Here is a 22,881-nt window from a genome sequence, read left to right on the forward strand (position 1 = left end):
CAATCACCACCGCGGCCACACCGCACTCGGCGGCCAACCACCCGCCACGCGCGTACCTAACCTCTCAGGTCAGTACAGCTAGCCACGCAGGCAACCCCGGCTGTTTGAGCGTTTGCTAAGGCAGCTCTGGCAGTGCTCGAAAATCCGTCGGCGCCCCTCGCACAGGCCTAGATCGCGGGGTTACCGTCGAGTAATGAGCGTGACGGACCTTAGCGGCGGCCTGGCCCGCGACCTGCCGACGCAGCTGGTCGGCAACACCGTTGTGGACTACGGCGACCGGGCGCTGATGGTGCAATGTGGCAGTACCGCCGAGGTATTGGCGTGGGCGGGCGCGCTGCGCCGCGATGCGCTGCCTGGGGTGGTCGACATCGTTCCGGCGGCCCGCACGGTGCTGGTGAAGCTCGACGACCCGCGGCGCCAAGGGTTCATCCGTCAGCGGCTGCGCAAGATGCGCGTCGACGCCACCGGGACCGCGGACTCGCAGCGCCGCGCCGACGTGGTTATCGACGTCGTCTACGACGGTCCGGACCTGGCCGAGGTCGCCGACCACACCGGCCTGACCATCGCGGCGGTGATCGAAGCGCACACCGCCACGCCGTGGCAGGTCGGATTCAGCGGATTCGCACCAGGTTTCGCGTATCTGGTGGACGGCGACCCGGGCCTGCGGGTGCCTCGCCGCCCGGAGCCGAGGACCTGGGTGCCGGCCGGCTCTGTCGCCCTCGCCGGTGAATTCAGCGCGGTATATCCGCGACAGTCCCCCGGTGGCTGGCAACTCATCGGCCGCACCGACGCGGTGCTGTGGGACCTGCAGCGTCCGAACCCGACCTTGCTGACGCAGGGCGTGTGGGTTCAGTTCCGGGCCGTCTAGCCATGTGGCGATCGCGAGCGCGGCGCAGCCGGGCGAAGCCGGTCGCCACCGTAACCAGTGGCGATCGCGAGCGCGGCGCAGCCGGGCGCCACCCTAGCTAAGGAGACAATCGTGGCAACGCTGGAGATCCTGCGCACCGGGCCGCTCGCCCTCGTCCAGGACCTGGGCCGTCCGGGACTGGCCCACCTGGGGGTGAGCCGGTCGGGGGCCGCCGACCGGCGGGCACACAAGCTGGCCAACCGGCTGGTGGCCAACCCCGACGACCGTGCAACCGTGGAAATCACGTTCGGCGGTTTCGCGGCCAAGGTGTCCGGCGGCGACGTCGACATCGCGGTGACGGGCGCCGACACCGACCCCACCGTCAACGGAATCAAGTTCGGCACCAACAGCATTCACCATGTGCGCGATGGCGAGGTCATCTCGCTGGGCGCCCCCCGCGCGGGCCTGCGCAGCTACCTGGCGGTCCGCGGCGGTATCTGCGTGGAGCCGGTACTGGGCTCGCGCAGCTACGACGTGATGTCGTCCATCGGCCCGTCGCCGCTGCAGGCCGGCGACCGGCTGCCGATCGGCGAGCACACCGACGCCTACCCCGAACTGGACCAGGCGCCGGTCGCGGCCATCACGGCCCATGTCGTCGAGCTGTTCGTGGTCCCCGGACCACGTGACGATTGGTTCGTCGATCCGGACCGCCTGGTGCACACCTATTGGATGGCGTCCGACCGCAGCGACCGGGTGGGAACGCGGTTGACCGGCCGGCCCCTGCAGCACTGCTACCCGGACCGGCAGCTCCCCAGCGAGGGTGCCACCCGTGGCGCAATCCAGGTGCCGCCCAACGGTTTACCGGTCATCCTCGGCCCCGACCATCCCGTCACCGGCGGATATCCGGTGATCGGCGTGGTGGTCGATGAGGACGTCGACAAGATCGCCCAGGTGCGGCCGGGCCAGGCGGTGCGGCTGCACTGGGCCCGGCCCAGGTCTTTGGTTGGCGCCCCCTCCGCCGCTGCGAGTTGGCCGGTTTCCTAACACAATTCATCTGCCGGATCTCGATGCCGAGGTCGGCTGTATCGCAGCTCACACGGCGCCGGTTGGATGCGTGAAATCACTTGATCGCGACGCACATTCACAGTTTTCCCGGCGCATGTCGGCGAACTGACTTTCCCCTCAGGGATTTACCAGACAACTGGTAAACAACTAACAGGCGATATGGGCCGGTTCCGGTTGACCCGCTCACGTCTTAAATGTGAGCATCGGAGCACACGGCGGGGCATGAGCCCCTTCATTCGAGGCGCCCACGCGTCGAAAGCCGGCCTCCGGACAGCTTTCCCGACACCCGGGCTGGCGCAATGCCCCCTGGCTCGGCGGCGGTCGGATGCGGCGGTTCGTGGGCCTGACGAGAGGGATCTGTATGCACGCCAGCTGGCGGGATGTCGTCGATACGCCATCGCATGGTTCCATACCGAAACGCGCCCAAGCAATTTCGTCGACGGGTGAACGAACGTGAGCGCGGTTCCGCGGAAAGGCGACGCTATGGGCCGCAACCACCGCATCGCGGACTGGAACCCGGAGGACACCGCGGCGTGGGAGGCCGGCAACAAGAAGATCGCCCGGCGCAACCTGCTCTGCACGATTGCCGGTGACCACGTGGCGTTTTCGATCTGGACCCTGTGGCCCGTCATGGCGCTGTTCATGCCGGGGTCCGTCTACGGCTTCTCCGCCAGCGACAAGCTGCTGCTGGGAGCCGTTGCCACCCTGGTCGGTGGTTGCGCCCGGATCCCCTACACCTTGGGCATCGCCGCCGCCGGCGGTCGCAACTGGACGACGTTCTCGGCCTTCGTGCTGCTGATCCCGACGGTCGGCACGATCGTGTTGCTGGCCAATCCCGGTCTGCCGTTGTGGCCCTTCATCGTGTGCGCCGCGCTGACCGGGCTGGGCGGCGGCAATTACGCCGCCTCGCTGGCCAACGTGAATGCCTTCTACCCGCAGCGGCTCAAGGGGGCCGCGCTGGCGATCAACGCCGGTGTCGGCAACCTCGGGGTGGCCGTGATTCAGCTGGTCGGGCTGCTGGTGCTGGCCACCGCCGGGCACGAGGCGCCCTACTGGGTGTGCGCGGTATACCTGGTGTTGCTGGCCGTCGTGGGCATCGCGGCCGCGTTGTTCATGGACAACGTCCATCACGGCACCGAGCTCAACACCATGCGCGCCATCCTGTTCGAACGGGACACCTATGTGATCTCGCTCCTGTACATCTGCACCTTCGGCTCGTGGATTGGGTTCTCGTTCGCGTTCGGGCAGGTGATGCAGGTGAACTTCCTGGCCAACGGGGAGAGCGCCAAGCATGCGGCGCTGCACGCCGCGCAGGTGGCCTTCCTCGGCCCGCTGTTGGGTTCCTTGGCCCGCATCTACGGGGGGCGGTTGGCCGACCGCATCGGCGGCAGCCGCGTCACGCTGGCGGTCCTGGCGGGCATGACCCTGGCAGCCGGTCTGCTGGTCACCATCAGCACCGTCGACGATCAGAACACCGGCACGCACCACACCAGCATGATCGGCTTCGTCTGCGGCTTCATGGTGCTGTTCATCCTGTCCGGCATGGGCAACGGATCGGTGTTCAAGCTGATCCCCTCGGTTTATGAGGCACGCAGTCGCTCGCTGGACATGAGCGAGGACGAACGTCGGCACTGGGCCCGCGCACACTCGGGATCGCTGATCGGCATCTGTTCGGCCGTCGGAGCGCTCGGCGGCGTGGGAATCAACCTGGCGCTGCGCCAGTCCTACCTCAGCACCGGCACGGAAACGTCGGCGTACTGGGCATTTCTGGCGTCCTATGTCGTGGCGGCGATCATGACCTGGATCGTCTATGTGCGCCGGCCGGCGTCGGCCCCTGGCCTGTCCGGGTCGGCGCCGGAAACCGAGGCCGCCCGTGTGTGAGCGGACTCGCAACACGGGCAATGCCGCAGCAATTGACCGGTAACGCAACCGAAACGTCACAGGCATACACACTTCATATGGCCCCCCAACTGGCCCCGCCCGACTCCGCGCCGCTGACCGGCTACCGGATCGCCGTCACATCGGCGAACCGCGCCGAGGAGCTGTGCGCGTTGCTGCGCCGTAACGGCGCCGAGGTTTCCAGTGCCGCGGCAATCAACATCATCGCGCTGCCCGAAGACGACGAACTGCAGAACCACACCGAAGCGGTGATCGCCGAACCGCCCGATATCTTGGTGGCGCACACCGGTATCGGCTTCCGCGGCTGGGTCGCCGCGGCCGACGGGTGGGGATTGGCCACCCAACTGCTGGCGTCGCTGTCCAAGTCGCGGATCGTGGCCCGCGGACCGAAGGCGACCGGCGCGTTGCGTGCCGCCGGGCTGCACGAGGAGTGGTCACCCAAATCCGAATCGTCGCGCGAAGTCCTGCGCTACCTCCTCGAATCGGACGTCGCCGGTAAGCGGATCGCCGTCCAGCTGCACGGCGCCGCCGACGGCTGGGACCCGTTCCCCGACTTCATCAATGGATTGCGCTCGGCGGGCGCACAGGTGGTCCCCATCCACGTCTACCGCTGGAAGCCGACACCGGCCGGCGGCGACTTCGACCAACTCGTCGCCTCGGTCGCACGTCGCCAATTCGACGCAGTGACCTTCACCTCGGCGCCCGCCGGCGCCGCGCTGCTGGAGCGCAGCCGCGAGTTGGGCATCGAAGATCAACTGCTGCAAGCGCTTCGCAGTGACGTGCATGCGATGTGCGTCGGCCCGGTCACCGCGCAACCTTTGGTGCGTGCGGGAATCCCGACGTCGTCGCCCGAGCGAATGCGGTTGGGCGCGTTGGCCCGTCACATCGCCCAGGAGCTCCCGCCGCTGCGGTCGTGCACCATCCGCGCAGCCGGCCACGACATCGAGATCCGCGGAACCTGCGTGCTGGTCGACGGAGCGGTGAAGTCGCTGTCGGGATCCGGCATGGCGACCCTGCGCGCGCTGGCACAACGCCCGGGAGATGTCGTCGCGCGCAACGACTTACTACGGGTGCTCCCCGGCAACAGCAATGACCCGCACGCCGTCGACACCGCAGTGCTGCGGCTGCGAACGGCGCTGGGCGACAAGAACATCGTCGCGACCGTCGTCAAGCGCGGCTACCGGCTCGCGATCGACCACTCGGAAGAAGCCCCATGGCACTGATCCTGGTAGCGCACGGCACCCGCAGGCCGGGTGGCGTCATGATGATCGAAGACCTTGCGGCACAAGTCGGTACGCTTGTCGGCGGCACGGTCGACGTTGCCTTCGTCGACGTGGTGGGGCCCACCCCCAGCGAAGTCCTGGCGCGCGCGAAGACCGCCGCCCGAGCCGCCATCGTGGTGCCCGCGTTCCTGTCCCGCGGTTACCATGTCCGGGCCGATCTGCCCGCCCACGTCGCGGCCAGCGGACACTCGAACGTGACCGTCACCCCCGCGTTGGGTCCCAGCGGCCAGATCGCCCGCATCGTCGGCGACCAACTGGTGAAATGCGGCTGGCGCCCGAATGATTCGGTTATTCTTGCGGCCGCGGGAACCTCGGATGACAAGGCTCGTACCGACCTACACACCACCGCGACATTGGTGTCGGCGCTGACCGGCTCGCGGGTGAGCCTGGCGTTCGCGGCCACCGGTGAACCGCAGTTGCCCGAGGCCTTGGAAAGGGTCATAGACCGGGCGCGGGCCCGGGCGCGCCGCACCGGCGGACGCGTCGTGGTCGCCTCATATCTGCTGGCCGACGGCCAGTTCCAGGAACGGCTACACGGCTGCGGCGCCGACCTGGTCAGCGAGCCGTTGGGCACCCACCCCGGGCTGGCACGCCTGGTCGCGAACCGATTCCGGCGGGCCCTGCCACCAGTCCTCGCCCCGACCGCCCGGCATGCGTCGCGCCGATCGAGCCCGCACCAGCTGGCGCACGGCCGCATCGTGCGGTCAATTCCGTAGCGCCAAACGCCCACCGGCGAGCCACGCCGAGGCGCGGCATTCCTTGATCTTTGGTCTCAGACCGGCGATCCTGGCGTTATGCCCCGTCGCGAAGAGCCATCGCATGGGATTCTCGACCCGGTCGCCAAGATGTTGCGGTTGCCCTTCGGCACACCGGAATTCATCGACCGAATCGTCACCGGCGGAGTCAATCAGGTGGGCCGCCGGACGTTGCGCATGCTGATCACGACGTGGGATGCCGCCGGTGGCGGCCCGTTCGCGGCCAGTGCCGTCGCGTCGACGGGGATGGCGAAGACCGCCGAAATCGTCCAGGGCATGTTCATCGGCCCGGTCTTTGGCCCACTGCTGAAAATTCTGGGTGCCGACAAGGTCGCCCTGCGTGCCTCGTTGTGCGCCTCACAACTGGTGGGCCTGGGCATCATGCGGTACGGCCTTCGCTCCGAGCCGCTGCACTCCATGTCCGTGGACGCACTCGTCGACGCGATCGGGCCGACGATGCAGCGTTATCTGGTCGGCGACATCACCCGGTGATATCCGGGCGTGGGGCTCAGGCGGCCCGCGACTGGTAGTCCCGCCCGACCTGAACGTAGCCGTCGGCCGTGATCCGCACCGGGTACACCGGCACCGACACTGCCGGATCGTCCAGGCAGGAGCCGTCTTCCAGCGAGAACGCCTGCTTCAAGATCGGCGACTGAACCGTCACGCGGCCGTCGCGGTCGCCCACGATCCCGCGGGACAGGACCGCCGCCCCGGAGAACGGGTCGACGTTTCCCACCGCGTGCACCGAGCCGTCGTCGAGCCGGAACAACGCCGCCTGGGAGCCGTCGTCGAGCAGCACGCCCACACCGCGGCCGGCAATCAGATGGTCGTAGGCGCAGGCGCTGGTCCACACCGCAATGTCGTTGAGAAGTGTCATGATCCCTTCCTCATTCCTCCGGAGTTGACGCTGCACGGACCCGCGGCATGCCAATGGACACAGGGATTTTGCGCCCGGCATGCTCGGTGAAGGTCACCGTCGAGTCGACGGCGTCCGGGGCGTTGACGAACGACACGAACCGCGACAGCTTGTCCGGGTCGTCCAGCACGCCCTTCCATTCGCACTTGTAGTTCTCCACGTGCCGCTCCATTGCGGCTTCGAATTCCGCGGCCAGTCCCAGCGAGTCGTCACACACGACCTCGCGGACGTGGTCGAGTCCGCCGTCGAGCGAATCGACCCACGGTGCCGTGCGTTGCAGCCGGTCGGCCGTCCGGATGTAGTACATGACGAACCGGTCGACGTAGCTGACCAGTGTTTCGGTGTCCAGATCGCTGGCCAACAGCTGCGCGTGCTTGGGCGTCATGCCGCCGTTGCCGCCGACGTAGAGATTCCAGCCCTTTTCGGTGGCGATGACGCCCACGTCTTTCGAGCGGGCTTCGGCGCATTCGCGCGCGCAGCCCGAGACGCCCATCTTGATCTTGTGCGGTGCTCGCAGGCCGCGGTAGCGCAGCTCCAGATCGATGGCCAGCTGCACCGAATCCTGCTGCCCGTAACGGCACCAGTCGGTGCCCACGCAGCTCTTCACCGTGCGCAACGCTTTGCCGTACGCGTGGCCCGATTCCATGCCGCCGTCCACCAGGCGCTTCCAGATCTCCGGCAACTGATCCACCCGGGCGCCGAACATATCTATCCGCTGGCCACCGGTGATCTTGGTGTAGAGCCCGAAGTCCTGGGCGATCTGGCCGATCAGGATCAGGTGCTCGGGCTTGATGTCACCGCCGGGAACCCGCGGCACCACCGAGTAGCTGCCGTTCTTCTGGATGTTGGCCAGGAAGTGGTCGTTGGAATCCTGCAGCGAGGCCTGCTCGCCTTCCAGGATGTGGTCCGAGCCGGTGGATGCCAGGATGGAGGCCACGACGGGTTTGCAGATGTCGCAACCCTTTCCGCGGCCGAAGCGCTCCAGTAGACCCGAGAAGGTCCGGATCTCGGTCGCCGAGATGATCTCGAACAGCTCCGCCCGCGACTGGCTGAAGTGCTCGCACAGCGCCTTGGACTGCTCCACACCCTCGGCTTCCAGCAACTGCTTGAGCAGCGGCACGCACGACCCACACGAGGTGCCGGCCGAGGTGCACGACTTGAGCGCCGGGACGTCCGCGCAGCCGTCGGCGATCGCGCATTTCAGGTCGCCCTTGGTGACGTTGTTGCACGAGCAGATCTGCGCCGAATCCGGCAGCGCCCCAACGCCCAACGCCGTACCACCGCCGGATTGGGCCGGCGCGATCAGCGCGAGCGGGTCACCGGGCAGCTCGCTGCCGACCATCGGCCGCAACACCCCGTAGGACGAGGCGTCGCCGACCAGCACGCCGCCGAGCAGCGTCTTGGCATCGTCGGAGAGCACCAGCTTGGCGTAGGTCCGGTTGACCGCATCGTTGATGGCGACCTCGAGGCAGTTCTCGGTCACCCCCATCGCGTCACCGAAGCTGGCCACGTCGACGCCCAGCAGTTTGAGCTTCGTGGACAGGTCGGCCTCGCCGAATTCGGCGACGCCGTCCAGCAGCCGGTCGGCCACCACCTCGGCCGAGGTGTAACCCGGGCCCACCAGGCCGTAGCACCGGCCGCCGATCGCGGCGACCTCACCGATCGCGTAGATGTCGGGATCGCTTGTCTGGCAAGCCACGTCGGTGAGCACCCCGCCGCGCTCGGCGCGGTCGAGCCCGGCGGCGGTCGCCAGCTCGTCGCGCGGGCGGATGCCGGCCGCGAAGATCACCAGACCGGCGTCGATGACCTGGCCGTCGGTCAGGCTCACCCGCACCGAGGTGGAGCCGTCCGAGTGGTCAATCGCCTCGATCGATTCGGTGCCCGTTCCGACGTGCACCGAGATGCCGAGCTCGCCGATCATCCTGGCCAGCAGCGCACCGCCGGCCTCGTCGATCTGCTGGGCCATCAGCCGTGGCATCATCTCGATGACGTGGGTCTGCAACCCGAACTGGCGCAACGCATTAGCGGCTTCTAGTCCGAGCAGCCCGCCGCCGATGACGACACCCGCGGTGGCATGCGAGGTTTCGACGGTGCGCTGCGCGTCGGCACGGATGGCGTCCAGGTCGTCCAGCGTCCGGTACACGTGACACGCGGGCAGATCGTGGCCCGGCACCGGCGGCACAAAGGCATACGACCCGGTCGCCAGGACCAGCGCGTCGTAGCCGTGCCGTTCACCGTCGGCGGTGACCACCGTCTTTGCGGCGCGGTCTATTTCGGTAACGCGCTGGTTTAGCACCAGCCGGACCAATTCGTCACCCTCGTAATCGTTGCCGGGCAATGCCAGGAGCTTGCGATCCCAGCTCTCGGTGTAGGAGGTCAGCCCCACGCGGTCATAGGCCGCGTCCGTCTCCTCGGCGAAAACCGTGATGCGCCACAACCCCTCGGTGTCGCGGGCGCGGAGCGCCTCCACGAACCGGTGCCCCACCATGCCATGTCCGACTACGATGATGTGACGAGGCGCACAAGTGGCGCGCGAAATCCCGTCTGCAGACATGGCTTTGAGAGTAACGGCCAGAAATTACGTTCTTTTCGCGCAATGTGACGGTCCTATGACGAGGATCTCACAACTCACAGGAAGGCCTGTGATTGAGCGTTCGCTGCCGGCGAACGGCGAGGTGGAACTTAAGCGGGGTCGACTCATGTTTGTCCTAGTAGCCGGTCGCGGAGGCACCGGTCACAGGAATCTCACACTGAAGCTCAAGGAATTAGAAGGGAAGCGTCATGAGTAACCTCGCATTGTGGTCGCGGCCGGCCTGGGACACCGACAGGTGGTTGCGCGACTTTTTCGGACCCGCCGCCGCGGCGGACTGGAACACCCCGTCGACCAGCGGTTTCAGGCCCGCCGCCGAGATCGTCAAGGACGGCGACGACGCGATCGTACGGGTCGAGCTGCCGGGTGTTGACGTCGACCAGGACGTCAACGTGGAGGTCGACCGCGGGCGTTTGGTCATCCACGGCGAGCACCGCGACACGCGCTCCGAAGAGAAGCACGGCCGCACACTGCGGGAGATCAAGTACGGATCGTTCCGCCGGTCGTTCCAGCTGCCCGCCCACGTCACCGGCGACGCCATCACGGCGACCTACGACGCCGGCGTGCTCACGGTGCGGGTCACGGGTGCATACGCCGGAAACCAGGCACAGCGCATCGAGATCACAAAATAGTCTCCGGACAGTTCGGAGATAAGTAGCCGAATCCGGCGGGGCCGCAACGGCTTCGCCGGATTCAGCGCGTCAGCCCCAGCGGGCCAGCAGCTCCTTGGCCCGGGCCGCCAGCGCGGCCTGCAGGAACGGCCCGAAGCTGATGCGCGCCACGCCCAGTGGACCGAACGACGCCGGGTCGTCCTGATCGGGCAGAGCGATCGCGTTGACCGGCAGCTCCAACTCGGCCGTCAGGCGTCGCAACGTGTCGGGCTCGTGGCGGCCCACCGGATACAGCACGTCGGCGCCGGCGGCGGCCGCCAGATTCAGTCGTGCCACCGCGCGGTCGACGCGATCGGAGGCCTCGCCGTCCTGGCGCAGGAACAGATCGGTCCGGGCGTTGATGACCACGTGGACCCCGGCTGCGTCCGCGGCCGACCGCAACTCGCCGACCAACTCGGCGTGCTCGCCGGCGGACCGCAGCCGCTTGCCCTCCGAGTGCACGGTGTCCTCGATGTTGAGTCCGACGGCCCCGACGCTCAGCAGGCCCTCGATCAGGCGGGCTGCCGGCTGCCCGTAGCCGGATTCGATGTCCACCGACACCGGGACGTCGACCGCGGCGGTGATCTGGGCGACCCGGGTGAGCACCTCGTCGAACGACATGCCCTCGTTGTCGGGTTTGCCGACCGAGTCCGCCATCGGATGGCTGCCCACGGTGAGCGCGACGAACCCGGCGCCGGTGGCCAGCCGCGCCGACCACGCATCCCACACGGTCGGCAGGACGACCGGGTTGCCCGGCCGGTGCAGTTCCAGCAGCGTCGTGGCCCGCTCGGCCGGGGTGGTGCGTCCCGTCATAAGTGTTTGCTCCCTCGGCATCCGGACCCAACGGCCTGACGTGCGGCGTGTGCCGTGGATAGTATCGAGGGCGAACTGTGATCCGAAACACTGCCGAGGAGATCCGTTGACGAGCACGACTGGCGCGACCGAGTTCGCCGAACTGCACGACCTCATCGGCGGTCTGCGGCGGTGCGTGAGCTCACTGCGGGCCCGATACGGTGACAGCCCGGCGATGCGGCGCATCGTCATCGACGCCGACCGCATCATGTCCGACGTCGACCTGCTCGACAGCGACGCGTCCGAATTGGACCTGGCGGGTGCCACCGTGCAGCAGTCCGCCGAGAAGATCGTCATTCCCGACACCCAGTACGACAGCGAATTCTGGCGCGATGTCGACGACGAGGGTGTCGGCGGTCACAGCAGGTCCTGAACAACCCAGGCCCCCAGGAAAGGGGGGCTTCTGTCTGTGTACCCTTCGAGCTACAGCCCGTTCGAAGAGGAACACACTAAATGAGCGCACCTACGGCGAACCGTCCTGCGTCCGGTGTCTTTTCACCCACGCGTGCCCAAATCCAGCAACGCACCTTACGCACCGACCGGTGGTGGATGTCGCCGCTGCGAATCGATCTCGGCTTCGCCGCATTCATTATTTATGCGACGGTGCGGGCGTTCCTGCAGAACAACTACTTCGTTCCCCAATACCACTACCTGACACCGTTCTACTCGCCGTGCGTCAGCACCGGCTGCTTGAAAGAGGCCAGCGAATTCTGGCCACAGGTCCTGCCGGACGTGTGGTGGCTGCCTTACGCGGCGCTGACGCTGCCGTTCCTGTTGCTGTTCCGGCTGACCTGCTACTACTACCGCGGCGCCTACTACCGCACGGTGTGGCAGTCGCCCAGCGCCTGCGCGGTGGCCGAGCCCCGCGTCCACTACACCGGCGAGACCAGGTTCCCGCTGATCATCCAGAACACGCACCGGTACTTCTTCTACATCGCCGGGATCATCTCGGTGATCAACACCTACGACGCGATCGTCGCGTTCCACTCCGACAGCGGGCCCGGTGGATTCGGCTTCGGCCTGGGCAATCTGATCCTGCTCGGCAACGTCATCATGCTGTGGATCTACACGCTGTCCTGCCACTCCTGCCGGCACGTGACCGGCGGGCGGCTCAAGCACTTCTCAAAACACCCTGTGCGGTACTGGATCTGGACCCAGGTCAGCAAGATCAACACCCGGCACAAGATGTACGCGTGGATCACCCTGGGCACCCTGATGGTCACCGACTTCTACGTCGCACTGGTGGCCAGCGGCACCATCCCTGACCTGAGATTTGTTGGCTGACAAGCCATCTCGAAATAAATCAGAATTTAGCTAGCGAGGGTTTCATGGTTGAAATCGAGCGGCACACGTACGACGTGGTCGTGATCGGTGCCGGCGGCGCCGGACTGCGTGCGGTTATCGAAGCGCGCGAACGGGGTCTGCGGGTCGCGGTGGTGTGTAAGTCCCTGTTCGGCAAGGCCCACACGGTGATGGCCGAGGGCGGCTGCGCGGCGTCCATGGGCAACACCAACCCGAAGGACAACTGGAAGACCCACTTCGGCGACACGATGCGCGGTGGGAAATTCCTCAACAACTGGCGCATGGCCGAACTGCACGCCAAGGAGGCCCCGGACCGCGTTTGGGAGCTGGAAACCTACGGCGCGCTGTTCGATCGCCTCAAGGACGGCAAGATCAGCCAGCGCAACTTCGGCGGGCACACCTACCCGCGGCTGGCTCACGTCGGTGACCGCACCGGCCTGGAGCTGATCCGCACCATGCAGCAGAAGATCGTCTCGCTGCAGCAGGAGGATTACGCCGAGCTCGGCGACTACGAAGCCCGGATCAGGGTGTTCGCCGAGACCACGATCACCGAGCTGATCAAGGACGGCGACGCGATCGCCGGGGCGTTCGGCTACATCCGCGAAAGCGGGAACTTCATCCTGTTCGAGGCGCCCGCGGTGGTGCTGGCCACCGGCGGGATCGGCAAGTCGTTCAAGGTCACCTCGAACTCCTGGGAGTACACCGGCGACGGCCACGCCCTGGCCCTGCGGGCGGGCGCGTCGCTGATCAACATGGAGTTTGTCCAGTTCCACCCGACGGGCATGGTGTGGCCGCCGAGTGTGAAGGGGATCCTGGTCACCGAGGGTGTCCGCGGTGACGGCGGGGTGCTGAAGAACTCCGACGACAAGCGGTTCATGTTCGACTACATCCCGTCGGTGTTCAAAGGGCAGTACGCCGAGTCCGAACAAGAAGCCGACCAGTGGCTCAAGGACAACGACTCGGCCCGCCGCACCCCGGACCTGCTGCCGCGCGACGAGGTCGCGCGCGCCATCAACTCGGAGGTCAAGGCCGGCCGCGGCAGCCCACACGGCGGCGTCTTCCTGGACATCGCGTCGCGGCTGACGCCGGCGGAGATCAACCGCCGCCTGCCGTCGATGTACCACCAGTTCAAGGAGCTGGCCGGGGTCGACATCACCAAGGAACCGATGGAAGTCGGGCCGACCTGCCACTACGTGATGGGCGGCGTCGAGGTGGACGCCGACACCGGCGCGGCAACGGTCCCCGGGCTCTTCGCCGCGGGCGAATGCTCCGGCGGCATGCACGGCTCGAACCGGCTGGGCGGCAACTCGCTGTCCGACCTGCTGGTGTTCGGCCGGCGGGCCGGGCTGGGCGCGGCCGACTACGTGCGGGCCCTGAGCAGCCGCCCGACGGTCGGCGACGGCGCCATCGACGAGGCGGCGAAGCGGGCGCTGTCCCCCTTCGAGGCACCGGTCAGCGGCGCACCGGAGAACCCGTACACGCTGCAGCTGGAACTGCAGCAGTCGATGAACGACCTGGTCGGCATCATCCGCAACGCCGACGAAGTGTCCGAGGCCCTGGCGCGGCTGGACAAGCTGCGTGAGCGGTTCAAGAACCTCCACGTCGAGGGGCAGCGCCGGTACAACCCGGGCTGGAACCTGGCCATCGACCTGCGCAACATGCTGCTGGTCAGCGAGTGCGTCGCCAAGGCGGCGCTGCAGCGCACGGAGAGCCGCGGCGGGCACACCCGCGACGACCACCCGGCGATGGACTCGTCTTGGCGCAAGGTGTTGCTGGTCTGCGAGGCGGCCGGAGGCGACGAGGTGATCCCCGACATCACCATCACGAAGAAGGATCAGACGCCGATGCGGCCCGATCTGCTGGAACTGTTTGAAATCGGTGAGCTGGAGAAGTACTACACCGACGAAGAACTCGCCGGGCACCCAGGACGGAGTGGCAAATGACCTACAACGCGACGATGCGGGTGTGGCGCGGCGACGACGCCAACGGTGCTCTGCAGGACTTCACGGTCGAGGTGAACGAGGGCGAGGTCGTCCTCGACATCATCCATCGCCTGCAGCAGACCCAGACGCCCGACCTGGCGGTCCGGTGGAACTGCAAGGCGGGCAAGTGTGGCTCCTGCTCGGCGGAGATCAACGGCAAGCCGCGGCTGCTCTGCATGACCCGGATGTCCACGTTCGCCGAGGACGAGGTGGTCACCGTCACGCCGCTGCGCACGTTCCCGGTGATCCGCGACCTGGTCACCGACGTCTCGTTCAACTACGAAAAGGCCCGCGAGATACCGTCTTTCGCGCCGCCCAAGGACCTGCAGCCCGGGGAATACCGGATGGCGCAAGAGGACGTGCAGCGCTCGCAGGAGTTCCGCAAGTGCATCGAGTGCTTCCTGTGCCAGAACGTGTGCCACGTGGTCCGCGACCACGAGGAGAACAAGAAGGCGTTCGCCGGTCCGCGCTTCCTGATGCGGATCGCCGAGCTGGAGATGCACCCGCTGGACACCCGCGACCGGCGCAACGACGCTCAGGACGAGCACGGCCTGGGTTACTGCAACATCACCAAGTGCTGCACCGAGGTCTGCCCGGAAAACATCAAGATCACCGACAACGCGCTGATCCCGATGAAAGAGCGGGTCGCCGACCGCAAGTACGACCCGGTGGTGTGGCTCGGCAACAAGCTGTTCCGTCGCTGAGCCCCACATCGCTGTAATCCGGGCCGATCCCGTCGTGGCACGTTAGGCCGCCGCGGCACCCGGGTAACCACACTGCATCCTGTCGGGCCGCACCGCGCGGCCGTGCACCAACGACCGGAAGGCAGTTCATGGAACCCCGAGAAACCGCCAGCATCAACAACATTCGCACCGCGATTCGGCAGTTGTCGGTCCGCGCCCAGCTGGCGAACAAGGAAGGCCGGCACAGCGACGCGGCCGAACTCGAAAGCCGCATCCAGGGCTTTCGGGAAGAGCTGAGCCACCGCCCCTAGCCGGTCAACGGCCGGGCGCGGCGATCACGCGCCGAGACGGCGAAAGACGCTGCGATGGAACACGATGGGCGCCACCTCGGCGTCCACCGTCACCTCGCTGACCCGCAACACCACGATGGTGTGGTCGCCGGCCGGAATGAGCTGCTCGATCGCGCTTTCCAGCCAGAGGCCGGTGCCCTTGATGAACACCGCACCGGTGGACCGGGAGACGGTCTCCAAACCCGCGAACCGGTCACCGGTCTTGGCGGCCAGCGTGCGTGCGGCCTCGTCGTGCTCCTCCCCGAGCACGCTGATGCCCAGCATCGGCCGGTCCTTGAGCTTGGGCCACGTCGTCGAGGTGTTCTGCACGCAGAACGACACCAGCGGCGGGTCCAGCGAGACGGGGACAAAGGTACTGGCCGCCAGGCCCTCGCGGGTTCCGTTCACCTCGGCGGCGATCGCCACCACACCGGACGGGAAATGACCGAAGGCCTCACGAAGTGACGACGCTGTCAGCTTGTTGTTCGAGTTCACCGGACTTATTCGCCCCTAGGGCCGGAGACGGGAATTATCGGATTTGACCCTACCCGCCGCGCGTCGTCCGGGCGCGGTCACCCTTACCCGTTTTCTAAGCGCTCTGCCGAATATCCGTGCGCCGCGGCCACATCCGGATGTGCCCGCAGTCTGCTCTTCCAGGCGTTGCGACCGTAGACCGAAAACATCGGGTCGGCCGGATCGTGCGACGGCGTCCAGTGCTTGTCGGCCCGCACCGCGAGTGCGTCGGGCAGCGACAGCACCGGTATCTGCGCGTCGAGGCGCGGGTTGAAGAAATAGGGCACCGAGATCCGGTCGCCCGCCGCCCCCTGCAGGTTGACCCGGTGCTCGGTGGCCCGCAGGTACCCGCGCGTCGCGACCTCCAGCAGTTCACCGATGTTGACGATGAACGCCCCCTCGCGCGGCGGGACGTCGATCCAGCCGTCGTCGGACCGGACGTTTGCGGCGGGGCGCACCTGCAGGCCCGCGCTGCCCGGCTCGGCTAGCAACACCGTCAGCACCCCGGCGTCGCGGTGCGCGCCCACGCCCTGCGTGCCGGCCGCACGGCCCGGGTACCGGATGATCTTGATCAGCGTGGCCGGCGCTTCGGCGAACGCGGCGTCGAACACGTCGGCCGGACTGCCCAGCGAGGCCGCCCAATGCCGCAGCAGGGTGCGGGCCACCACGGACAGCGCGGCGTCCCACTCCTCGAGGATCCCGGGCAGATCCGGCAGCGCGGTCGGCCATTGATTGGGACCCTGCAGCCAGCGATAGTCGGACTTCTCCAGCCCCCCGATCGGCGTCCGTTCCGGCCCGACGTCGATCTGCTCGCGCCAGTCCACCTCGCCGCGGGTCAACTCGCCACCGAGCCGGGTATAGCCGCGGAAATGGGGGCTGCGCACCATCGCGACGGCGTCCTTGCCCGATTGCGGCAGCTCGAAGAGCCGGCGCGCCGCGTCCAGCACCCGCGTCACCAAGTCCGGCGGTACGCCGTGGCCCGTCAGATAGAAGAAGCCGACCTCGTGACCGGCCGCGCGCAGTCCCTCGCGCAGCCGGCCCGGATCGGCCCGCAGGTCCACTGTCGGCATCTCGAACGGCGGCGCAGTGACGCCCCGCACATCGGTCATGGGCGCATCATCGCCGCTGGTAGATCGAGTTTCAACGGCACGACCTGCAGCTTCCCAACCGGTTGGTTAATTAGGCAATGGAATCTAGCTCACATTCGCTTGCATACCACTGACGCGAGCGATATTTTAGCGGTGTTACTGGTGGGTAACTTAGACCTAGTACCCAACCACAAGTGGCATTCTCAACGAGGAGGACCGTAGTGAGCCACTACAAGAGCAACGTCCGCGACCAGGTATTCAATCTGTTCGAGGTTCTGGGCGTTGACAAGGCAATGGGCCAAGGCGATTACAGCGATCTGGACGCCGACACCGCCCGCGAAATGTTGAACGAGATCAGCCGCCTGGCCGAAGGCCCGATCGCGGACTCGTTCGTCGAGGGCGACCGCAACCCACCGGTCTTCGACCCGAAGACGCACTCGGTGACGCTGCCCGAATCTTTCAAGAAGTCAGTTCACGCCGTCATCGAGGCCGGGTGGGACAAGGTCGGCATCGACGACGCCCTCGGCGGTGTCGCGATGCCGAAGTCGCTGCTGTGGGCGCTGCACGAGCACATCCTGGGTGCCAACCCGGCCGTGTGGATGTACGCCGGTGGCGCGGGCTTCGCCAACATCCTGTACCACCTCGGTACCGAGGAACAGAAGAAGTGGGCCGTGCTGGCCGCTGAGCGCGGCTGGGGTTCGACCATGGTGCTCACCGAGCCGGACGCCGGCTCCGACGTGGGCGCCGGGCGGACCAAGGCCGTCCAGCAGGAGGACGGCTCCTGGCACATCGACGGTGTGAAGCGGTTCATCACCTCCGCCGACTCCGGCGATCTGTTCGAGAACATCTTCCACCTGGTGCTGGCGCGCCCCGAGGGTGCCGGACCGGGCACCAAGGGCCTGTCGCTGTTCTTCGTGCCCAAGTTCCTGTTCGACTTCGAGACCGGTGAGCTGGGCGAGCGCAACGGCGTCTTCGTCACCAACGTCGAGCACAAGATGGGCCTGAAGGTGTCGGCGACGTGTGAGCTGAGCTTCGGCCAGCACGACGTTCCCGCCAAGGGCTGGCTGGTCGGCGAGGTGCACAACGGCATCGCGCAGATGTTCGAGGTCATCGAGCAGGCCCGCATGATGGTCGGTACCAAGGCCATCGCGACCCTGTCGACGGGTTACCTGAACGCGCTCGAGTACGCGAAGTCACGCGTCCAGGGCGCCGACATGACCCAGATGACCGACAAGACCGCACCGCGGGTGACCATCACGCACCACCCGGACGTGCGCCGCTCGCTGATGACCCAGAAGGCCTACGCCGAGGGTCTGCGCGCGCTGTACCTTTTCACGTCGACCTATCAGGACTCGGCGGTCGCCGAGGCACTGCACGGTGTGGACGCCGACCTGGCGGTCAAGGTCAACGACCTGATGCTGCCGGTGGTCAAGGGTGTGGGCTCGGAGCAGGCGTACGCCAAGCTCACCGAGAGCCTGCAGACCTTCGGTGGGTCCGGCTTCCTGCAGGACTACCCGATCGAGCAGTACATCCGGGACGCCAAGATCGACTCGCTGTACGAGGGCACCACCGCCATCCAGGCGCAGGACTTCTTCTTCCGCAAGATCGTCCGCGACAAGGGTGTGGCGCTGGCTCACGTGTCCGAGCAGATCCAGAAGTTCGTCGACAGCGAGTCCGGCAACGGCCGCCTGAAGACCGAGCGGGAGCTGCTGGCCAAGGCCCTGACCGACGTCCAGGCGATGGCGGCCACCCTGACCGGCTACCTGATGGCGGCGCAGGAGGACGTGACCAGCCTGTACAAGGTGGGCCTGGGTTCGGTGCGCTTCCTGATGAGCGTCGGTGACCTGGTCATCGGCTGGTTGTTGCAGCGTCAGGCGGCGGTGGCCGTGGCGGCGCTGGACGCCGGCGCCAGCGGCGAGGAGCGGTCCTTCTACGAGGGCAAGGTCGCGGTGGCGTCGTTCTTCGCGAAGAACTTCCTGCCGCTGTTGGCCAGCACCCGTGAGGTGATCGAGACGCTGGACAACGACATCATGGAGCTCGACGAGGCCGCCTTCTAGGCCGCCTGGAACGGCATGACGAATCCCCCGCTTCGCGTGCGAAGCGGGGGATTTGCGTTAGGCCCGTGCCATCGAAAGGCCGGCTAGAGAGCAAAAAGGCCGCCGCTGGATCCCCTCACTCCAGCGGCGGCCCTTTTCGTACGCCAGTCCGCGGAACGGACGGGCGGTCGCATTCGGGGGATGCCCCGTATTGCCGTCGGGGTCGGGGGGTCAGACCACAACACGGGGTCATCCGCTGAAACGAATACCCGCACCCCGATTTGGCTAACCAGATGTGACTCAACTCATCGAGTGTCGAGTCCCCGGGCGCCGCGCCGAGGAGGCGTCAGGCCTCCAGGATCGCGGCGACGCCCTGGCCGCCGGCCGCGCAGATCGAGACCAGGGCGCGCACGGTACCGCCGCCCTTCTGCTCGGCCTTGCGCTGGGCGAGCTGCTTGGCCGCCTGGGCCAGGATCCGCCCGCCGGTGGCCGCGAACGGGTGCCCGGCGGCCAGCGAGGATCCGTTGACGTTGAGCTTGGACCGGTCGATCGAGCCCAGTGCGGCGTCCAGGCCCAGACGCTCCTTGCAGTACTCCTCGGACTCCCACGCCTGCAGGTGGCACAAGACCACCGACGCGAAAGCCTCGTGGATCTCGTAGAAGTCGAAGTCCTGCAGGCTCAGGCCGTTGCGGGCCAGCAGCCGGGGCACCGCGTAGGTCGGCGCCATGAGCAGGCCGTCGCGTCCGTTGACGTAGTCGACCGCCGCGGTCTCCGAATCCACCAGGTAGGCCAGCGGGGTCAACGAGTGAGCGGCCGCCCATTCGTCGGTGGCCAGCAGCGCCACTGACGCGCCGTCGGTGAGCGGGGTCGAGTTGCCGGCCGTCATCGTCGCGTCGCCGGCCTTCACGCCGAACACCGGACGAAGCTTGGCCAGCTTCTCCGCCGACGAGTCCGCGCGCAGGTTGTCGTCGCGATACAACCCCAGGAACGGGGTGACCAGATCGTCGAAGAAGCCGCGATCGTAGGCCGCGGCCATGTTGCGGTGGCTGGCGGCGGCAAGCTCGTCCTGGGCGACCCGGGCGATGCCCATCTTCTTGGCGGTGAGCGCCTGGTGCTCGCCCATGGACAGCCCGGTGCGGGGTTCGCTGTTGACCGGGATCTCGACGCCCAGGCTGGCGGGCAGCGTGCCCGCCAGCTTCAGCCGCTGCACGTTGGACTTGGCGCGGCGCAGCTTGAGCAGCGTGCGGCGCAGATTGTCGCCCAGACCGATGGGGGCGTCGGAGGTGGTGTCCACGCCGCCGGCGGCGGCCACCTCGTAGCGGCCCGCCGCGATGCCCTCGGCGGCGGCGACGGCTGCCTGCAGCCCGGTCCCGCAGGCCTGCTGCAGATCGAACGCGGGGGTGTACGACGACAGCTGCGAGCCCAGCACACACTCGCGGGTCAGGTTGAAGTCCCGGCTGTGCTTGAGCACGGCGCCGCCGACCACCACACCCAGCCGTTCGCCCGCCAGCCCGAAGCGATCCACCAGCCCACCCAGCGCGGCGGTGAACATGTCCTGGTTGGACGCCTCCGCGTAGGCACCGTCCGACCGGGCGAACGGGATGCGGTTGCCGCCCAGGACGGCCACCCGTCGCCGCTCGGACCTGCGCTGCTTACTTGCCTCGGAACTTGCAGGGGCCACTATTCATCTCCGTGCTTCTGCGGTCTATCGGTTTGGGAACCGCCCGTCTGGGGCCATACTACCCACTGTTCTTACTCTGCAGTAAGTTCGTCCTCGATACGGTTGTGCTGTAGGCATACCCCGACTTCGTAAGAATATGGAAGGTAGCTCCGGTGGCTCCCAAGGCTTCGTCCGATCTGTTCTCTCAGATCGTCAATTCCGGTCCTGGATCGTTTCTCGCCAAGCAGCTCGGCGTTCCCCAACCCGAGACGCTGCGCCGCTACCGGGCCGGTGAACCGCCGCTGGCCGGGGCGCTGCTGATCGGCGGGGAGGGCAGGGTCGTCGAACCGCTGCGCGCGGCGCTGGACGCCGACTACGACCTGGTGGGCAACAACCTGGGCGGTCGGTGGGCCGACAAGTTCGGCGGCCTGGTGTTCGACGCCACCGGCATCACCACACCGGAGGGACTCAAGGGGTTGTACGAGTTCTTCACCCCGCTGCTGCGCAATCTGGGTCATTCCGCGCGGGTGGCGGTGGTCGGCACCACGCCCGACGCCGCCGCCAGCCCGCACGAGCGGATCGCACAGCGCGCGCTGGAGGGCTTCACCCGTTCGCTGGGCAAGGAGCTGCGCAACGGCACCACGGTGGCGCTGGTGTACCTGTCGCCGGACGCCAAACCCGCTGCGACGGGCCTGGAATCGACGATGCGGTTCATTCTGTCTGCAAAGTCCGCCTACGTCGACGGCCAAGTCTTCTACGTCGGGGAGGCGGACTCCACGCCCCCTGCCGACTGGGACCGCCCGCTGGACGGCAAGGTCGCCATCGTGACCGGCGCGGCCCGGGGAATCGGTGCGACGATCGCCGACGTGTTCGCCCGCGACGGCGCCCGCGTGGTCGCGATCGACGTCGAATCGGCCGCCGAGGCGCTGGCCGAGACGGCCAGCCGCGTCGGCGGCACCCCGCTGTGGCTCGACGTCACCGCCCCCGACGCCGTCGACAAGGTCACCGAGCACCTGCGCGAGCACCACGGCGGGCGCGCCGACGTCCTGGTCAACAACGCCGGCATCACCCGCGACAAACTGCTGGCCAACATGGACGACGCTCGCTGGGACGCCGTCCTGGCCGTCAATCTGCTTGCCCCCCTTCGCCTTACCGAAGGGCTGGTGGGCAACGGCACGCTCGGCGAGGGCGGCCGGGTGATCGGCCTGTCGTCCATGGCCGGCATCGCCGGCAACCGCGGCCAGACCAACTACGCGACGACCAAGGCCGGGATGATCGGCCTCACCCAGGCGCTGACCCCGGAGCTCTACAGCAAGGGCATCACGATCAACGCCGTCGCGCCGGGGTTCATCGAAACCCAGATGACGGCCGCCATTCCGCTGGCCACCCGCGAGGTCGGCCGCCGGATGAACTCGCTGCTGCAGGGCGGCCAGCCGGTGGATGTCGCGGAGACCATCGCCTACTTCGCCAGCCCGGCGTCAAATGCGGTGACGGGTAACGTCATTCGCGTCTGCGGCCAGGCCATGTTGGGCGCCTAGTACAAGGCTGTCGAGGAGAACGCCATGAACCAGCCAAGCGGCCTGAAGAACATGCTGCGCGCTGCCGCCGGCGCCCTGCCGGTGGTGTCCCGCGGCAGCGACCTGCCCACCCGCACGGTGACCGTCGAGGAACTGCCCATCGACCGCACCAACGTCGCCGAGTACGCGGGGGTCACCGGTCTGCGCTACGGCAACCACGTGCCGCTGACCTATCCGTTCGCGCTGACGTTTCCGGCGCTGATGTCGCTGGTAACCGGGTTCGACTTCCCTTTCGCCGCAATGGGATCGGTGCACACCGAAAACCACATCACGCAGTACCGCCCGATCGCGGTCACCGACACCGTGGGCGTGCGCGTGCACGCCGAGAACCTGCGCGAGCACCGCAAGGGCCTGCTGGTCGACCTGGTGACCGACGTGAGCGTCGGCAACGACACCGCCTGGCATCAGGTGACGACCTTCCTGCACCAGCAGCGGACCAGCCTGTCCGACGAGCCCAAGCCGCCCCCGCAGAAGCAGCCCAAGCTGCCGCCGCCGTCCACCGTGCTGCGCATCAGCCCGGCGCTGATCCGGCGCTACGCCGACGTCGGCGGTGACCACAACCCGATCCACACCAACTCGGTCGCGGCCAAGCTGTTCGGATTCCCTTCCGTGATCGCACACGGAATGTTCACCGCCGCAGCCGTATTGGCCAACATCGAAGCGCAAATCCCCGACGCGGTGCGCTATTCGGTGCGGTTCGGCAAGCCGGTGGTGCTGCCCGCGACCGCCGGACTATACATCGACGAACACGATGGCGGCTGGGACATTTCGCTGCGCAACATCGCCAAGGGATACCCGCACCTGACCGGCACGGTGCGCGCGCTTTAGTGCCGACCGACCGCCGCGGGCTGGCG

The 22,881-nt window shown here is 67.3% G+C and carries 21 protein-coding genes and 1 pseudogene; 16 read left to right on the plus strand and 6 right to left on the minus strand.

The genetic code is table 11. The features are described 5' to 3' along the window. Positions 1 to 193: 193 nt before the first annotated feature. From A5688_RS11025 to A5688_RS11050, 7 genes and pseudogenes are all read left to right on the plus strand, one after another. Positions 194 to 868 (plus strand): 5-oxoprolinase subunit B family protein, encoded by a 675-nt coding sequence (locus A5688_RS11025; RefSeq protein ID WP_067908349.1) that lies wholly within the window; start codon positions 194 to 196, stop codon positions 866 to 868. A gap of 4 nt (positions 869 to 872) precedes the next feature. After that, positions 873 to 955, plus strand: a pseudogene (locus A5688_RS28550) (2-isopropylmalate synthase); the annotation flags it as partial. 24 nt (positions 956 to 979) lie between these two features. Beyond that, complete coding sequence (locus A5688_RS11030; protein ID WP_067839344.1) at positions 980 to 1,891, plus strand: 5-oxoprolinase/urea amidolyase family protein; 912 nt, start codon at positions 980 to 982, stop codon at positions 1,889 to 1,891. Positions 1,892 to 2,395: 504 nt separating this feature from the next. Continuing rightward, positions 2,396 to 3,793 (plus strand): nitrate/nitrite transporter, encoded by a 1,398-nt coding sequence (locus tag A5688_RS11035; protein ID WP_067908350.1) that lies wholly within the window; start codon positions 2,396 to 2,398, stop codon positions 3,791 to 3,793. An 89-nt stretch (positions 3,794 to 3,882) separates the two neighbouring features. Beyond that, positions 3,883 to 5,034: a uroporphyrinogen-III synthase gene (locus A5688_RS11040; protein ID WP_120312205.1), complete on the plus strand. Its 1,152-nt coding sequence runs from the start codon at positions 3,883 to 3,885 to the stop codon at positions 5,032 to 5,034. Next, a complete protein-coding gene (locus tag A5688_RS11045) occupies positions 5,025 to 5,810 on the plus strand; it encodes a sirohydrochlorin chelatase (RefSeq protein WP_067908353.1) in 786 nt (261 codons plus the stop codon). The genes A5688_RS11040 and A5688_RS11045 overlap by 10 nt, the downstream gene beginning before the upstream one ends. Before the next feature lie 78 nt (positions 5,811 to 5,888). Next, positions 5,889 to 6,341 carry a hypothetical protein gene (locus A5688_RS11050; RefSeq protein ID WP_067839317.1) on the plus strand — a complete coding sequence of 151 codons (453 nt, stop codon included), beginning with the start codon at positions 5,889 to 5,891 and terminating at the stop codon, positions 6,339 to 6,341. Between the two features lie 16 nt (positions 6,342 to 6,357). Here the strand turns inward: A5688_RS11050 and nirD are convergent, their stop codons facing one another. Both nirD and nirB read right to left on the minus strand, forming a co-directional pair. Next, the gene (nirD, locus tag A5688_RS11055; RefSeq protein WP_067839320.1) at positions 6,358 to 6,726 is read right to left on the minus strand and encodes a nitrite reductase small subunit NirD; all 369 of its coding nucleotides are present in this window, start codon (positions 6,724 to 6,726) and stop codon (positions 6,358 to 6,360) included. Between the two features lie 10 nt (positions 6,727 to 6,736). Then, positions 6,737 to 9,319, minus strand: a complete 2,583-nt coding sequence (nirB, locus tag A5688_RS11060; protein ID WP_067839323.1) for a nitrite reductase large subunit NirB — start codon at positions 9,317 to 9,319, stop codon at positions 6,737 to 6,739. 227 nt (positions 9,320 to 9,546) lie between these two features. Between nirB and A5688_RS11065 the strand changes: the two genes are divergently transcribed. After that, complete coding sequence (locus A5688_RS11065) at positions 9,547 to 9,987, plus strand: Hsp20/alpha crystallin family protein (RefSeq protein ID WP_067839326.1); 441 nt, start codon at positions 9,547 to 9,549, stop codon at positions 9,985 to 9,987. A 69-nt stretch (positions 9,988 to 10,056) separates the two neighbouring features. On the opposite strand, the gene A5688_RS11070 is transcribed toward A5688_RS11065, so the two are convergent. Beyond that, entirely contained in the window at positions 10,057 to 10,818 is a 762-nt protein-coding gene (locus A5688_RS11070) for an isocitrate lyase/PEP mutase family protein (RefSeq protein WP_067839329.1), read from the minus strand. 106 nt (positions 10,819 to 10,924) lie between these two features. On the opposite strand from A5688_RS11070, the gene A5688_RS11075 reads away from it, so the two are divergent. The 5 genes from A5688_RS11075 (at position 10,925) to A5688_RS27730 (ending at position 15,135) form a co-directional block, all read left to right on the plus strand. Further along, the gene (locus A5688_RS11075; protein ID WP_067839332.1) at positions 10,925 to 11,230 is read left to right on the plus strand and encodes a hypothetical protein; all 306 of its coding nucleotides are present in this window, start codon (positions 10,925 to 10,927) and stop codon (positions 11,228 to 11,230) included. An 80-nt stretch (positions 11,231 to 11,310) separates the two neighbouring features. Beyond that, positions 11,311 to 12,141 carry a hypothetical protein gene (locus A5688_RS11080; RefSeq protein WP_067839335.1) on the plus strand — a complete coding sequence of 277 codons (831 nt, stop codon included), beginning with the start codon at positions 11,311 to 11,313 and terminating at the stop codon, positions 12,139 to 12,141. A gap of 44 nt (positions 12,142 to 12,185) precedes the next feature. Next, positions 12,186 to 14,102, plus strand: a complete 1,917-nt coding sequence (locus tag A5688_RS11085) for a fumarate reductase/succinate dehydrogenase flavoprotein subunit (protein WP_067839338.1) — start codon at positions 12,186 to 12,188, stop codon at positions 14,100 to 14,102. After that, a complete protein-coding gene (locus A5688_RS11090; protein ID WP_066989120.1) occupies positions 14,099 to 14,845 on the plus strand; it encodes a succinate dehydrogenase/fumarate reductase iron-sulfur subunit in 747 nt (248 codons plus the stop codon). The genes A5688_RS11085 and A5688_RS11090 overlap by 4 nt, the downstream gene beginning before the upstream one ends. 128 nt (positions 14,846 to 14,973) lie before the next feature. Beyond that, positions 14,974 to 15,135 (plus strand): hypothetical protein, encoded by a 162-nt coding sequence (locus A5688_RS27730; RefSeq protein WP_165606986.1) that lies wholly within the window; start codon positions 14,974 to 14,976, stop codon positions 15,133 to 15,135. A 24-nt stretch (positions 15,136 to 15,159) separates the two neighbouring features. Here the strand turns inward: A5688_RS27730 and A5688_RS11095 are convergent, their stop codons facing one another. Both A5688_RS11095 and A5688_RS11100 read right to left on the minus strand, forming a co-directional pair. After that, a complete protein-coding gene (locus A5688_RS11095) occupies positions 15,160 to 15,648 on the minus strand; it encodes a flavin reductase family protein (RefSeq protein ID WP_067839341.1) in 489 nt (162 codons plus the stop codon). Positions 15,649 to 15,731: 83 nt separating this feature from the next. Further along, complete coding sequence (locus A5688_RS11100) at positions 15,732 to 16,775, minus strand: isopenicillin N synthase family dioxygenase (RefSeq protein WP_242663203.1); 1,044 nt, start codon at positions 16,773 to 16,775, stop codon at positions 15,732 to 15,734. Between the two features lie 200 nt (positions 16,776 to 16,975). Between A5688_RS11100 and A5688_RS11105 the strand changes: the two genes are divergently transcribed. Further along, positions 16,976 to 18,811 carry an acyl-CoA dehydrogenase gene (locus tag A5688_RS11105; RefSeq protein WP_067835187.1) on the plus strand — a complete coding sequence of 612 codons (1,836 nt, stop codon included), beginning with the start codon at positions 16,976 to 16,978 and terminating at the stop codon, positions 18,809 to 18,811. 325 nt (positions 18,812 to 19,136) lie between these two features. Here A5688_RS11105 and A5688_RS11110 read toward each other — a convergent pair whose 3' ends face one another. After that, on the minus strand, positions 19,137 to 20,471 hold the full coding sequence (locus A5688_RS11110; RefSeq protein ID WP_067835185.1) for an acetyl-CoA C-acetyltransferase: 1,335 nt from the start codon (positions 20,469 to 20,471) through the stop codon (positions 19,137 to 19,139). Positions 20,472 to 20,623: 152 nt separating this feature from the next. Between A5688_RS11110 and A5688_RS11115 the strand changes: the two genes are divergently transcribed. Beyond that, positions 20,624 to 21,988, plus strand: coding sequence for a 3-oxoacyl-ACP reductase (locus A5688_RS11115; protein WP_067910909.1), 1,365 nt, complete (start codon positions 20,624 to 20,626; stop codon positions 21,986 to 21,988). A 24-nt stretch (positions 21,989 to 22,012) separates the two neighbouring features. Next, positions 22,013 to 22,855: a MaoC/PaaZ C-terminal domain-containing protein gene (locus tag A5688_RS11120; RefSeq protein WP_067910912.1), complete on the plus strand. Its 843-nt coding sequence runs from the start codon at positions 22,013 to 22,015 to the stop codon at positions 22,853 to 22,855. Positions 22,856 to 22,881: the final 26 nt, after the last annotated feature.

It is taken from the genome of Mycobacterium mantenii (genome assembly GCF_001667865.1).
GTDB lineage: Bacteria > Actinomycetota > Actinomycetes > Mycobacteriales > Mycobacteriaceae > Mycobacterium > Mycobacterium mantenii_A.